Genomic DNA, 14,645 nt, shown 5'->3' with positions numbered 1-14,645 from the left:
CGTCGCCCCCGGAACGGGGTACTCCGCCTTCCCGACGCCGGGTCGGGGGACGTGGGCAGGAGGCTCGGGACGGTGACGACGGCGGTCGGCCTGGCGGTGGCGGCGGTGGTGCTCCTGGTCGGAGCGGTCCTCGCCCGACGACGGACCCCGCGTCCGGTCCCGGCCTGCCTGGTGGTGGCCGGTGTGCTGGTCGCCGGGGCGGCGACGGTGTTCGCGCTGGTGGCCGCCGACGAGACCCTGGCCGACACCGACGCTCCCGTGCTGGCCTGGATGGTCGCCGAGCGCACGGCGGGTCGCACGGACCTCGCCGAGACGGCCTCGCTCGTCGGCGGGACGTTCTTCACGGGCGGGCTGGCCGTCCTCGCGGCGCTCGTGCTCGCCCTGCGCGGGCGGCGTCCGCGGGCCGCCGTGTGGGTCGGCGCGGTCGTTGTGGGATCTCTCACCATCCGTCTGCTGAAGACCGCCGTGGAGCGGGCGCGGCCGCCGCTGGACACCCGGCTCGCCGTCGAGACGTCGGCGTCCCTGCCCTCCGGGCACGCCCTGATGAGTGCGCTCGGGGTCGGGCTCACCGTGGTGGCCGTGCTCCTCCTGCTGCGGGACGCGGGACGGTCCGGACCGGTTGTGCGCGTCGCAATCGTGCTGGTCGGGGCCGTCGTCGTCCTCGTGATCGGGGCCAGCCGGGTCTACCTCGGCGTGCACTGGACCACCGACGTCGCGGCGGGCTGGATGCTGGGTGGCGCCCTCCTGGCCCTGGCGGTGGCCCTCGCCGCGGTCCTCGAGAGCCGGCCCGTGGAGATCCATCCCCTGAAAGGGTCAGTTGACGCACCGGTAGCCTGACGCTGAGACGTCGATCCCTCGAACAGACGACGCATGGCGTCACTCGAATGCGCCGAATAGCCTTTCCGGCACGTGCTGCCTGCGCGTTCCGTGGCATTTCCGATCGGGGGTCCCACCATGGAGCAGGTGCCGCTCCTGGTGCTCGGGACCGGCGTGGACGGCCTGGCGGCAGCGCTCTGTCTCGCGCACCAGGGCTTCCCCGTCCAGGTGCTCGACCGGGGTCCCGACCCGGCGGTGGAGGACGACCCGGTGGTCACGGGCTCGACGCTCCTGCGCCCCGCGGCGACGCGGGTGCTGCACGGGCTCGGTCTGCTCGACCCGCTGCTGGCCCGCACCCTCGAGCTGCAGCGGTTCACCCATCTCGACGCCGGGACCGGGCAGCCGCTGCGCAAGGTCGAGCTGGGGGAGCAGGTCCGCGCCCGGTTCGGCTACCCCGTGCTCATCGTCGCCCGCGAGGAGCTGCGCCGGGCGCTGGCCGGCGCGTGCGCCCGCGACGAGATGATCTCGGTGCGGTACGACAGCCGCCTCACCGGTGTCGAGGACATCGGCGACGCCGCGCTCGTCACGCTCGAGGGCGGCGAGGAGTGGCGGGCGGAGGCGCTGGTCGGCGCCGACGGCGCGTCCAGCCGCGTCCGGGCCCTGCTCGACGGCGGGGCCGGGGCCCTGTCGCCGACCTTCGTCGTGCGCCGTGGCTCCGTGGCCGCCACGGCGGGCGAGTCGGCCCACCCGGAGCTGCGGGTGTGGTCGGCACCGGCCCTGCAGGTCGTGCGGACACCGTCCCCGGTCGGCGGCGCGGACGTCATGTTCGTGACGCGTGCGGACCTGCCGCCCGCGGAGCGCGAGTGGATCGTGTCCCGGCTCGACCCGGACGTCCGGAGGACCGTCTCCGGGGTCGCCACCCGCGAGCCCGACCAGGTCGTCGCCCACCAGCGCCCGCTGCCGCGCTGGACGCGGCACCGGCTCACCGTCGTCGGGGCGGCGGCCCAACCGCTCCTGCCGCACGCCGGCGAGGAGGAGAACCAGGCGCTGCTCGACGCGCACGCGCTGGGTGCCGCCTTCGACCGGTCGGACGGCCGGATCCTGCCCGGCCTGGAGGGCTACGAGGCGCTGCGCGCGACCGCCCGGGCGGCATGCGCGGCGAAGGTCGCGGAGTTCGCCGCCCTCGCGCACGCGGAGGGACTCACCCGGCGGCTGCGCGACCGGCTGTGGGCCCGCGAGGCCGTCGACGAGGTCGCCGAGATCGTGGGCGAGCTGTAGTCCGCTGGCGCAGGATGGCCGCGTGAGCACCGCAGCGAACGCCCCCGGTCGCCCGATCTCGGTCGAGGCCGACCCCGCCGCCCTCGGCTTCGATCCCACCCGGCTGGCCCGGGTGGACGAGCACTTCCGCCGGTACGTCGACGACGGGCGGCTCGCCGGGTGGCAGACCGTGGTCGCCCGGCGCGGGCAGATCGTGCACGCCTCCGAGTACGGGATGGCCGACGAGGAGGCCGGTCTCCCGGTGGAGGCGGACACGCGCTGGCGGATCTACTCGATGACCAAGCCGATCACCTCGGTCGCCGCCCTGATGCTCTGGGAGCGCGGCGCGCTCGAGCTGACCGACCCGATCTCCCGCTGGCTGCCGGCCTTCGCCGAGCCCCGGGTCTACCTCAAGGGCAGCTCCACGGCGCCGCTGACGATGCCCAGCCCGGAGCCGATCCGGGTGTGGCACCTGCTCACGCACACGGCGGGCCTCACCTACGGGTTCCACCACGCCCACCCCGTCGACGAGCTCTACCGGGCGCGCGGGTTCGAGTGGGGCGTGCCCGCGGGCTTCGACCTCGCGGCGTGCGTGGACGCGTGGGCGGAGATGCCGCTGGTGCACACCCCCGGCACCGAGTGGAACTACAGCCACGCCACCGACGTGCTGGGCCGCCTCGTCGAGGTGGTCTCCGGGCAGTCGCTCGACACGTTCCTGCAGACCGAGATCCTCGACCCGCTGGGCATGACCTCGACCGGCTTCGTCTCCGACGACCCGTCGCGCACGGCCGCCCTCTACGCCCTCGGACCCGGCCGGAAGCGCGTGCGGGCCGACGCGATGGGCGAGCCGTTCCTGCGGCCCCCGACGTGGCTCTCGGGCGGCGGCGGCATGGTCTCGACGGCCGCGGACTACCACCGCTTCGTCCAGATGCTCGCCCGCGGCGGGGAGCTCGACGGGGTCCGGCTCCTCGGGTCGCGCACCGTGGCCTACATGGGCCGCAACCACCTGCCCGGGGGACAGGACCTCGAGCAGGTCGGCCGCCCGCTCTTCGCGGAGATGCCGTTCCACGGCGTCGGCTTCGGCCTCGGGGTGTCCGTGGTGCTCGACCCGAGCGCCTACCGCACCCTCTCCTCGGTCGGCGAGATGGCCTGGGGTGGCGCGGCGAGCACGGCGTTCTGGGTCGATCCGGTCGAGGAGGTCACGGCACTGTTCCTCACCCAGCTGCTGCCGTCGAGCGCCCATCCGATCCGTAGCCAGATGCGCTCGCTGGTCTACCAGGCGCTCGTGGACTGACTCCTCGTGACCAACGACGCCACGCTGTGTCGAACCTGAGGAGTCCCTGGGTCACCCTGAGAGAGGGCTGCACGGGGCCCGCCCGCTCTGTAGCGTCCAGCCCTGCCTCGCGGTGGACGAGGGAACGGGTGTTCAGGAGACGGATGAACGTGACGCCGGGTCCACGACGACGGCCAGCCGGACCGCATCCGGAGGCGACGGCCGTTCCCGCCCCACGCGGATCGGAGCCGGGCGCTCTCGCCGGGGTGCCCGCCCAGCGGACCGCCGCCGACGTCTACCGGGTGAGCGAGGAGCAGGTGCACCGCGCGCGGATGGCGGTGGCCCGCAACGCGCTGGACTCCGACGACTGCCGCGACCTGCTCGACATGCTCGGGTTGATCGGGGAGTCGGGCGAGCCCCCGCCCGTCCGCCGCTGAGGGTCCGTCCCGTCCGGCGCGTCGCCCGGGCGGGTCCGGCCCGCAGCCGATTAGCGTGGTGCCGTCATGGTTGACGTCCCAGCCTCGCCCACCCGTACGCAGGGTCCCGGTGAGCCCCAGCGGCCCGCCCCGCGCCAGGCCCGCGCGGTGGCGACCCGCGAGGCCATCCTGGCCGCGGCCGCGCACGAGTTCGCCGCCGAGGGCTACCACGCCGCCTCGCTGTCGAAGATCCTCGACCGCAGCGGCGTCACCAAGGGCGCGCTCTACTTCCACTTCACCTCCAAGGAGGCGATGGCCGACGCCGTCGTCGCCGTGATGGAGCGGCGCTTCCCGGAGATCACCGAGGCCTTCGAGGGCCTGGGGTACGACCCGATGACCACCGCGGTCGCCATCGCCATCGGCATCGCCGACGTGTTCGCGGCCGATGTCCACGTCCGTGGGGGGATGCGGGCGGTCGGGGAGGGCGTCCTCGGGCCGGAGCGCTTCCGGTGGGCCTACCAGTACTGGGACGACGTCTTCCTCGACCTGTTCGGCCGCGCCCGGGACGCCGGGCTCATCCGCGCGGGCGTCGACGCCGGGGACCTCGCCCGGACCGTGGTCGCGCTCGGGAACGGTCACCGCGTGGTGTCCACCGCGACGACGGGTCAGGCCGACCTGCGCGACCGGGCGGTCCGGTCGTGGGAGCTCCTGCTCGGCTGCGTCGCCGACGCGGCCTGGTTGGAGCGCTGGGAGGCGGCCGGCGGGATGGCCTCGCTGCCGCTCGGGAACCCGTTGCCGGGGGTGGTTGAGAGGGGCCCGGACCCCGTCCCGTAAGGTTCCCCTCGCACCCAACGGAGCGGACCGGTCACCACCGGAGGGGGTAAGGTCTTCGCACCGAGCCCCCATCGTTCAGTGGCCTAGGACTCCGCCCTTTCAAGGCGGCAACGCGGGTTCGAATCCCGTTGGGGGTACGCAGTACAGTTCTACAAGCAAGGCCCAGTGGCGCAGTTGGTTAGCGCGTCGCCCTGTCACGGCGAAGGTCGCGGGTTCGAGTCCCGTCTGGGTCGCACAGTCGTGCTGGTGCCGTACGACGGCCCGGCCGACACGGCCAGGTAGCTCAGTCGGTACGAGCGATCGCCTGAAAAGCGATAGGTCGGCGGTTCGACCCCGCCCCTGGCCACCTCAGCCCACCCAGCGGAGACGCTCGGTGGGCTTTCGTGCGTCCGGGGCCGGCCACCCGCGCCGCGAGGTGCACATCAGGCAGGCCCGGAGCTCCGGAACCCTGCCTCACGTACACCTCGCGGCGGGCGGACTCAGCGGGTGAAGACGTACGTCTGGCCGTTCGACTGGTACCAGACGATCGTGCCCTTCGCGAAGTCGCTGCGTTGGCCGCCGGAGATGGCGTACTGGTCGGTCGTGGGGAAGCCCAGGGCGCTGGAGGGGCCACCGAGCGCCTTGTACCGCGTGAGGATCGCGCCCCGAACCGCGTGCGCTCCGGTCGCGGTGGACCAGTAGATCGACCCGCCCGCGTAGTCCTGCGCGCGCCCGCCGGCCACGGTGTAGACCGCCGCCTTCGGCGCGCCGAGGTACGACGACGCTCCACCCAGCTTCTGGTAGTACGCGGTCACCGGATCGGTGGCTGGAGCGGTGGTCGTGGTCGCCGGCGGCTTCGTCGTGGTCGTCGGTGGCGCCGTGGTCGTGGCCGGAGGAGCGGTGGTCGTCGTGGCCGGCGGAGTGGTGCCCAGGTCGATCCCCGTCGCGCCCGCGTACCGGCGCAGGGCCTCCATGAAGTAGTAGTCACCGAACATGATGCCCGTGTCGTAGCTGCCCGACGGCTTGTTCTGCGTGCCGTGCAGCAGCACCGCCTGGTTGGTCGTGCCGTCCGCGAGGTAGGCCGCCGTGGACAGCGACGCGATGATGTCCCGCGCACCCTCGAGGTAGCGCTGCTTGCGGGTGGCGTCCGGCTCGAGGGTGGAGAGCTCGACGAGGCCGGACGCGGCGATCGCGGCGGCCGACGAGTCCCGCGGCTGGCCCGACGTCGAGGGCAGGTTGAAGTCCCAGTAGGGCACCTTGTCGGCGGGCAGGCGCGAGAGGAAGTAGTCGGCGGACGAGCGGGCCGTCGTCAGGAACTGGGCGTCCTTGGTGAACCGGTAGGCCATGGTGAAGCCGTGCACGGCCCAGGCCTCGCCGCGCGACCAGGTGGAGTCGTTGCTGTAGCCCTGGTGGGTGTACTTGCTGATGACCGCGCCGGTCGTCTGGTTGTAGTTCACGACGTGCCAGCTGCCGCCGTCGGCGCGGAAGAAGTCGCGGGCCGTGGTCTTCGCGTGGTTCGTGGCGATGGTGGCCCACGAGGCGTCGCCGCCGTTCTGGGCCGCCCACCAGAGCAGCTCCAGGTTCATCATGTTGTCCATGATCACCTGGTACTTCGAGGTGTCGGTCCGGGCGTCCCAGGAGCGGATGGCGCCGACCTTGGCGTTGTAGCGCGTCGCCAGGGTCTTCGCGGCGGTCAGGACGACGGCCTTCGCGTTCGGGTCGCCGGTGAGCGCGGCGTCCTGGCCGAACGAGTTGAAGATCTGGAATCCGACGTCGTGGCTGGTGTCGTCGGTCTTGTTGGACTCGACGCCGGCCTGCCAGGCCTCGGCCCGCTGCTGCCAGACCGGGTCCTTGGTGTGGGCGTAGGCCTGCCAGAGCGCACCGGGGAAGAACCCGCTGGTCCAGTCCCCGGCGCCGACGTTCACCCACGCGCCGTTGGTCCCGGTCCGCACCGGGTAGGCGTTCGTCGCGGTCCGGGCGGCGGTCGCCGCGAGCCGGGCCTCCGCGAACGCCAGGTCGCGGCGCACGGTGTCGGCGGAGAGCTCGGCCGCCCGCGCCGGCGGTGCGGTGAGCACCTGCGTCCCCGCCATGAGCATCGCCGCGACCGCCATCGCGGCCACCGCCGCCCACCGTCGCCGAACCGTCCCCGTCATCTCGTCCCCCCGGTGATCACACACTGTCAACCACCACAGTCGTGTCGATCAGCCGTCCGCGTTACGCCGAGCGGCCGAGCAGGACGAAGAGTTGCGGGATGTGAGCTGCCGAACGCGGGTGGTTCAGATCGTTGAATCGCGGACAACCGATCGGAGATCGATGGCCGGACCCGCATGGGTCGGGCCCCGCACACCGAAGGAGATCCACGACCGTGCCGACCACCGTCTCCGCCCTGGTCACCGAAGGCGCCTCGAAGCCGCTCGAGCGCTCGACCATCGAGCGCCGGGACCCGAAGCCGCACGACGTCCTCATCGACATCGCCTACGCCGGGATCTGCCACTCCGACATCCACCAGGCCCGCGACGAGTGGGGTGGCGCCGAGTTCCCGATGGTCCCCGGCCACGAGATCGCCGGGACCGTCGCCGCCGTCGGCGACCAGGTCTCGAAGTTCTCCGTCGGCGACCGCGTCGGCGTCGGCTGCTTCGTCGACTCCTGCCGCGAGTGCGACAACTGCCGGGCCGGCGAGGAGCAGTTCTGCACCAAGGGTGAGGTGCAGACCTACAACGCCCGCGAGTACTCGGGCGAGCAGACCTTCGGCGGCTACTCGCAGTCGGTCGTCGTCGACGAGAACTACGTGCTGAACATCCCCGAGGGCGTCGAGCTCGACGTCGCGGCGCCGCTGCTCTGCGCCGGGATCACCCTCTACACGCCGCTGACCCACTGGGGCGCCGGCCCCGGCAAGAAGGTCGCCATCATCGGCATGGGCGGGCTCGGGCACGTCGGCGTCAAGATCGCGCACGCGCTGGGCGCCGAGGTCACGGTCCTCTCGCAGTCCCTGTCCAAGCAGGAGGACGGCAAGCGGCTCGGGGCCGACCACTACTACGCGACCTCGGACGAGCAGACCTTCACCGATCTCGACAGCACGTTCGACCTGATCGTCAACACCGTGTCGGCGGACCTCGACCTCGAGAAGTACGTCGCGCTGCTCGCGCTCGACGGCTCGATGGTCAACGTGGGCATCCCGTCGAACCCGGGCTCGATCCACGCGTTCTCGCTGGCCAACGGCCGGCGCAGCCTCGCCGGCTCCAAGATCGGCGGCATCCGCGACACCCAGAAGATGCTCGACTTCTGCGCGGAGCACCACATCGGCGCCGAGATCGAGAAGATCACGGTGGACGACGTCAACAAGGCCTACGACCGCGTCGTCGACTCCGACGTCCGCTACCGGTTCGTCATCGACATCGCGTCCTTCGACCGGTAGTTCTTCCCGACGCCGGGTGGTGCCCCGGCGCGTGCACGACGACGAACGCCCCCGCCGCCGACCGGCAGCGGGGGCGTCCGTGTGTCCGGATCAGACGAGCCCGAGGCTCCGGAAGGGCCCGCCGAGGGCGAGCGCGAGGTCGCCGGGAGCCCCGTGGCTCCTCGCGTAGGCCAGCATCCGCGCGAGGTCGCCGACGCCGTTGGAGCCGGGCGCGGGGAGGAAGTTCAACGTCGAGAGCACGCCGACCGCGCGACCACCCGCGTCGAGGAATCCGCTGCCCGAGTCCCCGGGGACACCGGGCGAGAGCGTGAGCACCGGGTGGCTCCACCCGTTGCCGGTGTCGCCCAGGGCGGCGCCGACCTTCGGCGACAGGGCGGCCACACCGCGCAGCTCGGAGTTGCCGTAGCTCGCGACCCGCTCACCCGTGGCCAGGCCGTCGGTGTCGAGCCCGGTCGGTCCGCCGAAGAAGGGCACCGTCGGCGACACCGACGCGACGTCGGCGGGGTCGATCTCGACGAGCGCCAGGTCGTTGTAGGCGCAGGCGTCGGGGTCGGTCTCCTTCGCGCCCTGCATGGCCAGCCACGAGTTGTAGGCGAGCTTCCCGGGCTTCGACGCGCCGCTGATCGCGACCGGCGTGCCCAGGGGCAGGGACTGCGACGTGCACCCGTCGGTCTCGGTGGCCGCGCCCGTCCCGGAGCAGTGCGCGGCCTGGCCGAGGTAGACCTTCCCGCCGCCGGTGAAGACGAAGTTCGCGGTGCACTGCGCGCCGTCGGTGCGCACCTGCACGCCGGGGTGGATCGACCCGCCGAGCGCGGCGGCCATCTCGGGGAGGGCGACCGGCGCGGGAAGCGGCACCGCAGGACCGGGCACGTTCATCGCCGTGGGCGGGACGGGCGGCGGGGCGGGGTCGGCCCACGCGGTGCCGGTCACGGCCCCGAGCAGCATCGCCGCGCCCGCGAGCACCGTCGTCAGTCGTCGTCCCTGGCGCACGCGGCCACCTCACCCGTTCAGTGGAACCCTTTGACCGACACAACGGCGGGTTCACGAGAAAGTGACGGCGGGCGCTCAGCGGGTCTGGAGGGCGGCCCAGGTGGTGGCCGCGGCGACCCCGCCGTCGGCGGCGAGCGTCTGCCCGTTGATCCAGCGGCTCTCGTTGGACATGAGGAACGCGACGACGGCGGCGATCTCGTCGGCCTCGGCGTCCCGCCCGGCGGCGTTGCGCTGGCGGGCCAGGCGACGGGGATCCATCGAGCGCTCGACCTCGGCCAGCTGCGGCGTGCGCACCGGGCCGGGCGCGACGCCGTTCATCCGGATGCCGTCAGGCCAGGTCAGCGTGGAGGAGGCGGTCGTGTACGCGAGCACGGCCTCCTTCGACAACTCGTACACCGGACGGTCGGGCCGGCGCTCGCGGCACCAGCGCAGCCCCTCCTCGAACGACGTGGTCGCGAGCAGCGGGCGCAGTTCGGCGAGGTGGGCGACCCAGTGGCGCCCCTCCGCCGAGGACACGTTGACCACCGAGCCACCGCGTTGGATGCGGGGCAGGAGCCGCTCGGTGAGGTGGCGCATCCCGAGGAAGTTCACGGCGAGCACGGTCTCGGCGGGGGAGGTGCCCGGGACACCGGCGACGTTCGCGAGCGCGTCGACCCGGTCGTCGAGGCGCTCGACGGCCGCGTCGATCGACCGCGGGTCGGTGAGGTCGCAGCGCACGTGGGCGATCTCGCGGTCCGGCGGCTCGCGCCGGTCGAGGCCGATCACGGTGACCCCGTGGCGGGAGAGGAACTGCGCGAGGGCGCGGCCCACCCCGGAGGAGGTCCCGGTGACGACGAAGACGGTGCTCATGGCACCGGTCAGAGTAGACGGCCGGGTCCGAGGTCTCCGAAGGGTGATTGCGCGGCGTCGATCCGGGTGACGGTCCGCGCTTCACGCGGGCACGAGCGGTCATCGTGGACCCTGGAGGGACGACGACGGGAGTCCCCCATGCTGCTGTTCGGCATCGTCCTCATCGCCCTCGCGGCCGCGGCCATCGTCGCGGCGAACCGCCGGGTCGCCCAACGACACTCCATGATCGGCGCCTCCACCTCCGCGGTCGCCGACCTCGCCCTCGAGCAGGAGGCGCTCGTCGAGCTCGGCACCGTCGGCGGCTTCTCGCGCGACGCCGCCGTCGTCGGGTACGCGCACCCGTCGGAGGACGGCCCGCTCCGCTCCCCGCAGACCGGGACCGAGTGCGTCTGGTGGCGCCGCGTGGTCCGCACCCCGTACGGCCACGAGGGCGGATCGCAGCTGCTGCTCGAGGAGTCCTCGGACCGCCCGTTCGTCCTGGTCGAGGAGACCGGGAACATCACGGTCGACCCGCGGGGCACCGTGGCCGTGCAGCCGGAGAAGGTGGCGGAGGTGCCCCACTACGCGCCCGACGGGGTCGTCGTGCACGAGGAGTGGGTCCTGCGCCCGGGGGTCGAGGTGTACGTGCACGGCGAGGTCCACGACCGCGACGGCGGGTTGACCGTCGGCCCGCCCGCCGCCGAGGCCTTCGTCATCTCGACGCGGGCGCCGACGGCCCTGCGCGACGACTCGCTGCTGCTCCAGCGTCGGTGGGCCTGGGGAGGAGCGCTGTCCGGAGTGGCGGGTCTGGCCCTGGTCGTGGCAGCCTTTCTCACCTGACACCCCGAACGGCGCAACTGTGTTGCCCTGAGTCACCGCAATACGGGACGCTCGGTGTCATGAGCCGCGTGGACGACGATCTCGGCCTGGAGGCGTCACCCTCCGTACCCGGAGGTGGTCCGGCCTCCCGGTGGCGGGCGTCGCGGGTCCCGAGCCGGGTGTTCCGGGGCTGGCTGCTCCTGCTCGCGGTCGCCCTCGGCGTGCTCGCGGCGGTCATCGCCGCCTGGGTGCGCCACGGCATCACCGACACCGGTATCGGGCTCTTCGTCGCGCTCACGATCACGCTCCCCCTGCTGCTCGCGGGGATCGGGGTGGCGGTGGGCGCGGCGAACGACACCCGCGTCGACGACGACATGCGCACCTACGGGGTGGGCATCCGCTCGGCCCTGCACGCCGACGGCGACGCCGAGCGTCCGTTCGAGTTCGACGGCCGCCCGGCCGGCACGGTGTCGCGGCCCGGGAAGCGGGCCGGTCGCTCGCGCAAGGACCGCCGCGAGGGGCGTTCCGTCGTCGTCGGGACCGAGGAGCGGTGGCTGGAGCAGCGCGGGACCACGTTCCAGCTCCTCGACGGCCGGGAGACGGTGGCGACGGCGCGGCCCGCGGCGCACGGCCCGTGGCGGGACTGGGAGATCGAGGTCGACGGCCGTCTGCTGCGCCTGCGTACCCGCGCGCAGCGGCACCCCCCGCGGCGCACCCTGCTCGACGACCGGGGCCGGGCCTGGCGGGCCGACGTCGGCCGGCGACGGATCACCGCCCGGCTGCCCGAGGAGCTCACGCCGGTGGGCGCGGCCTTCGTGCTGGCCGTCCTCGCCGCGATCCGCGACACCGTCGAGCCGGTGCCCGGAGCGGGGTCGGGTGGCGGGGTGTACCTCGCCGACGACGGCTGGGGATGGCTCGAGCGAGATTAGGCTGGTTCCCGTGCCCCGCCCCGTGATCCTCACCGTGGACGACGACCCGGGCGTCTCCCGTGCCGTGGCCCGCGACCTGCGCCGCGAGTACGGCGAGCACCACCGCATCGTGCGCGCCGACTCGGGCGACGCGGCCCTCGAGGCGCTGCGCGAGATCGCACTGCGCGGGGAGCAGGTCGCGGTCATCCTCGCCGACCAGCGGATGCCGCGGATGAGCGGCGTGGAGTTCCTCGAGCGCGCCATGGACCTCTTCCCGCGGGCCCGCCGGGTGCTGCTCACGGCCTACGCCGACACCGAGGCCGCCATCACCGCGATCAACGTCGTCGACCTCGACCACTACCTGCTCAAGCCCTGGGACCCGCCCGAGGAGAAGCTCTACCCCGTCGTCGACCAGCTGCTCGAGGCCTGGCGGCGGTCGCCGGACCGGCCCAGCACCGACACGCGGATCGTCGGCCACCGCTGGTCGGCCCGCTCCTACGAGCTGCGTGACCTGCTGGCCCGCAACCAGGTGCCCTTCCGCTTCCACCTCGCCGACGATCCCGAGGGTGCCCGGCTGCTCGAGGCCGCCGGCTGCGGCACGGAGCGGCTCCCGGTGGTCATCACCGGGGAGGGTCGCGCGCTGGTGGAGCCGAGCGACGCCGAGGTCGCCGAGCAGGTCGGGCTCTCCACCCACGCCACCGCGGAGCTGTACGACCTCGCCGTCGTCGGGGGCGGCCCCGGCGGGCTCGGCGCCGCGGTCTACGGCGGGTCCGAGGGACTGCGGACCGTGCTCGTGGAGTCGCTCGCCACCGGCGGCCAGGCGGGCACCTCGAGCCGCATCGAGAACTACCTCGGCTTCCCCGACGGGGTCTCCGGCTCCCAGCTCACCGACCGCGCCCGGCGGCAGGCGGTCAAGTTCGGGGTCGAGGTCCTGACGACGAGGACGGTCACCGGCCTCGGCGTCCGCGGCGGCGTCCGCATCCTCACCTTCGACGACGGGTCCGAGATCGCGGCGCACGCGGTGGTGCTGGCCACCGGGGTCTCCTACCGGACGCTCGACGACGTCCCGGGGCTCACCGCCTACGCCGGCGAGGGCGTCTTCTACGGCGCGGCGACCACCGAGGCGCCGTCGTGCGCCGACGAGACCGTCTACGTCGTCGGGGGCGCGAACTCGGCCGGGCAGGCCGCGATGAACTTCTCCCGGTACGCGAGTCGGGTCGTGATGCTGGTGCGCGGCGAGTCGCTCACGTCGTCGATGTCGCACTACCTGATCGAGCAGATCGAGGCCGTCGGGCACATCGAGGTCCGGACGTGCACCGAGGTGGTCGCCGCCGAGGGCGAGGGCCACCTGGAGAAGCTGACCCTGCGCGACCGCGCCACCGGCGAGGAGGAGCGCGTCGACGCCCAGTGGCTGTTCGTCTTCATCGGCGCCCGGCCGCGGACCGACTGGCTCGACGGCACCGTCGAGCGCGACGACCGCGGGTTCGTGCTCACCGGGCCCGACCTGCCCGTCCCGTCGTCCGGAGCGGGAAGCAGCGAGGGCCGGGAGCCGTTGCACCTGGAGACCTCCCTGCCCGGGGTGTTCGCCGTCGGCGACGTCCGGGGCGGGTCGGTGAAGCGCGTGGCCTCCGCCGTCGGCGAGGGCGCGATGGCGGTGAGCTTGGTGCACCGCTGGTTGGAGAACCGATGACCGAGACCCGTGACGAACTCACCCCCGCGAACCTGCGCGGGCTCTTCCTCTTGGAGTCCCTCGACGAGGACCAGCTCGCCTGGATCGGCGAGCACGCCGACGTCGTCGACTTCCCCGCCGGCGAGGACGTCTGCCGCGAGGGCGACCCGGCGCGCTGCTTCTGGGTCCTCTGCCGGGGCGAGATCTCGCTGTTGCGCCTGTCCCGCGGCGACCAGGTGGAGATCAGCCGCTCCACCACGCCCGGGACCTACGGCGGGTCCACCGAGGCGTTCGTCCCCGGCGCGGAGCAGACCTACAAGCACACGCTGCACGCCTGCACCGACGTCACGCTGCTCGCCCTCCCGGCCGCGGACTGGTCGGAGAAGCTGCGCGAGTGGTTCCCGATGGCGATGCACCTCGTGGCGGGGCTGTTCGTCGGGATGCAGCGCTCGTCGACCGCGATCGGTGAGCGGGAGCGGCTGCTGGCGCTCGGCTCGCTGTCCGCGGGCCTGACCCACGAGCTCAACAACCCCGCCGCCGCCGCGATCCGGGCCACCGAGTCGTTGCGCGACCGCGTCGCGGGGATGCGCCACAAGCTCGCGATGCTCGCCTCGGGCAAGCTCGACGGCGCCGTCGTCGCCCAGCTCGTGGAGCTGCAGGAGGAGGCGGTGCTCGGCGTGGCCACGGCCCCCGAGCTCACCGCGATGCAGACCTCGGACGCCGAGGACGAGCTCGGGGACTGGCTCGACGAGCGCGAGGTCGGCGGGGCGTGGGACCTCGCCGCGGTGCTCGTGGCCGGCGGGCTGGACGCCGAGTGGCTCGGCAAGGTCGAGCGCACCGTCCCCGACGGCACGCTCGGCGCGGCCGTGCGCTGGATCGCCTACGCCGTCGAGACCGAGACGCTGATGGGCGAGATCACCGACGCCACGGTGCGGATCGGCACGCTGGTCAACGCGGCGCGGCAGTACTCCCAGCTCGACCGCGCGCCCTTCCAGCCCGCCGACCTCCGCGTGCTGCTGAAGTCCACCCTCACGATGCTCTCGCGCAAGCTCGAGGGGATCACGCTGGAGAAGGACTTCGACCCCGAGCTGCCCCAGGTGCCGTGCTACCCGGCCGAGCTGAACCAGGTCTGGACGAACATCGTCGACAACGCCGTGAGTGCCATGGCCGGCTCGGGCACGCTGACGGTCCGGACGCGCCGCGAGGGCGGGACGGCGGTCGTCGAGATCGGCGACACCGGCCCGGGCATCCCCGACGACGTCCGCCCCCGCATCTTCGAGCCGTTCTTCACCACCAAGGACGTGGGGGAGGGGACCGGCCTCGGGCTGGACATCTCCTACCGGATCGTCGTGGCCAAGCACCACGGGGACATCCGGGTCCACACCTCCCCGGCGGGGACGACGTTCGAGATCCGGCTCCCTCTGGGGTGATCGTCCGGTTC

General features: G+C 73.2%; 13 protein-coding genes and 3 tRNA genes. 13 read left to right on the top strand and 3 right to left on the bottom strand.

Annotated features, from left to right (window positions below; translation table 11 throughout):
* Positions 1-72: 72 nt before the first annotated feature.
* The 8 genes from BJ983_RS20170 (at position 73) to BJ983_RS20135 (ending at position 4,942) form a co-directional block, all read left to right on the top strand.
* Positions 73-837 carry a phosphatase PAP2 family protein gene (locus tag BJ983_RS20170; RefSeq protein ID WP_179795448.1) on the top strand — a complete coding sequence of 255 codons (765 nt, stop codon included), beginning with the start codon at positions 73-75 and terminating at the stop codon, positions 835-837.
* 117 nt (positions 838-954) lie between these two features.
* On the top strand, positions 955-2,094 hold the full coding sequence (locus BJ983_RS20165) for an FAD-dependent monooxygenase (RefSeq protein ID WP_179795447.1): 1,140 nt from the start codon (positions 955-957) through the stop codon (positions 2,092-2,094).
* Between the two features lie 22 nt (positions 2,095-2,116).
* Complete coding sequence (locus BJ983_RS20160) at positions 2,117-3,367, top strand: serine hydrolase (RefSeq protein WP_179795446.1); 1,251 nt, start codon at positions 2,117-2,119, stop codon at positions 3,365-3,367.
* 245 nt (positions 3,368-3,612) lie between these two features.
* Positions 3,613-3,783 (top strand): hypothetical protein, encoded by a 171-nt coding sequence (locus tag BJ983_RS20155; RefSeq protein ID WP_179795445.1) that lies wholly within the window; start codon positions 3,613-3,615, stop codon positions 3,781-3,783.
* Between the two features lie 66 nt (positions 3,784-3,849).
* Positions 3,850-4,596, top strand: a complete 747-nt coding sequence (locus tag BJ983_RS20150) for a ScbR family autoregulator-binding transcription factor (RefSeq protein ID WP_179795444.1) — start codon at positions 3,850-3,852, stop codon at positions 4,594-4,596.
* A 64-nt stretch (positions 4,597-4,660) separates the two neighbouring features.
* Positions 4,661-4,733, top strand: a tRNA-Glu gene (locus BJ983_RS20145).
* A 22-nt stretch (positions 4,734-4,755) separates the two neighbouring features.
* Positions 4,756-4,829 (top strand) — tRNA-Asp (locus tag BJ983_RS20140).
* A gap of 39 nt (positions 4,830-4,868) precedes the next feature.
* Positions 4,869-4,942: transfer RNA gene (locus BJ983_RS20135), tRNA-Phe, on the top strand.
* A gap of 133 nt (positions 4,943-5,075) precedes the next feature.
* Here the strand turns inward: BJ983_RS20135 and BJ983_RS20130 are convergent.
* Positions 5,076-6,686: a glycoside hydrolase family 88 protein gene (locus tag BJ983_RS20130; RefSeq protein WP_246326402.1), complete on the bottom strand. Its 1,611-nt coding sequence runs from the start codon at positions 6,684-6,686 to the stop codon at positions 5,076-5,078.
* A 254-nt stretch (positions 6,687-6,940) separates the two neighbouring features.
* On the opposite strand from BJ983_RS20130, the gene BJ983_RS20125 reads away from it, so the two are divergent.
* A complete protein-coding gene (locus BJ983_RS20125) occupies positions 6,941-7,990 on the top strand; it encodes an alcohol dehydrogenase catalytic domain-containing protein (protein ID WP_179795442.1) in 1,050 nt (349 codons plus the stop codon).
* A 90-nt stretch (positions 7,991-8,080) separates the two neighbouring features.
* Here BJ983_RS20125 and BJ983_RS20120 read toward each other — a convergent pair whose 3' ends face one another.
* Both BJ983_RS20120 and BJ983_RS20115 read right to left on the bottom strand, forming a co-directional pair.
* The gene (locus BJ983_RS20120; RefSeq protein ID WP_343054267.1) at positions 8,081-8,980 is read right to left on the bottom strand and encodes a serine protease; all 900 of its coding nucleotides are present in this window, start codon (positions 8,978-8,980) and stop codon (positions 8,081-8,083) included.
* A 75-nt stretch (positions 8,981-9,055) separates the two neighbouring features.
* Positions 9,056-9,829 carry a coniferyl-alcohol dehydrogenase gene (locus tag BJ983_RS20115; protein ID WP_179795441.1) on the bottom strand — a complete coding sequence of 258 codons (774 nt, stop codon included), beginning with the start codon at positions 9,827-9,829 and terminating at the stop codon, positions 9,056-9,058.
* 138 nt (positions 9,830-9,967) lie between these two features.
* Here BJ983_RS20115 and BJ983_RS20110 point away from each other — a divergent pair, with 138 nt between their 5' ends.
* Genes BJ983_RS20110 through BJ983_RS20095 form a run of 4 tightly spaced genes read left to right on the top strand, consistent with a single transcriptional unit; the run spans position 9,968 to position 14,634 of the window.
* A complete protein-coding gene (locus BJ983_RS20110) occupies positions 9,968-10,648 on the top strand; it encodes a GIDE domain-containing protein (RefSeq protein WP_179795440.1) in 681 nt (226 codons plus the stop codon).
* A 59-nt stretch (positions 10,649-10,707) separates the two neighbouring features.
* Positions 10,708-11,556, top strand: coding sequence for a hypothetical protein (locus BJ983_RS20105; RefSeq protein WP_179795439.1), 849 nt, complete (start codon positions 10,708-10,710; stop codon positions 11,554-11,556).
* Between the two features lie 10 nt (positions 11,557-11,566).
* Positions 11,567-13,225, top strand: coding sequence for an FAD-dependent oxidoreductase (locus BJ983_RS20100; RefSeq protein WP_179795438.1), 1,659 nt, complete (start codon positions 11,567-11,569; stop codon positions 13,223-13,225).
* Positions 13,222-14,634: an ATP-binding protein gene (locus BJ983_RS20095; protein WP_179795437.1), complete on the top strand. Its 1,413-nt coding sequence runs from the start codon at positions 13,222-13,224 to the stop codon at positions 14,632-14,634. The genes BJ983_RS20100 and BJ983_RS20095 overlap by 4 nt, the downstream gene beginning before the upstream one ends.
* Positions 14,635-14,645 lie beyond the last annotated feature (11 nt).

Source organism: Actinomycetospora corticicola (assembly GCF_013409505.1).
Taxonomy (GTDB): Bacteria; Actinomycetota; Actinomycetes; order Mycobacteriales; family Pseudonocardiaceae; genus Actinomycetospora; species Actinomycetospora corticicola.
This window is presented reverse-complemented; position numbering and strand designations above follow the sequence as displayed.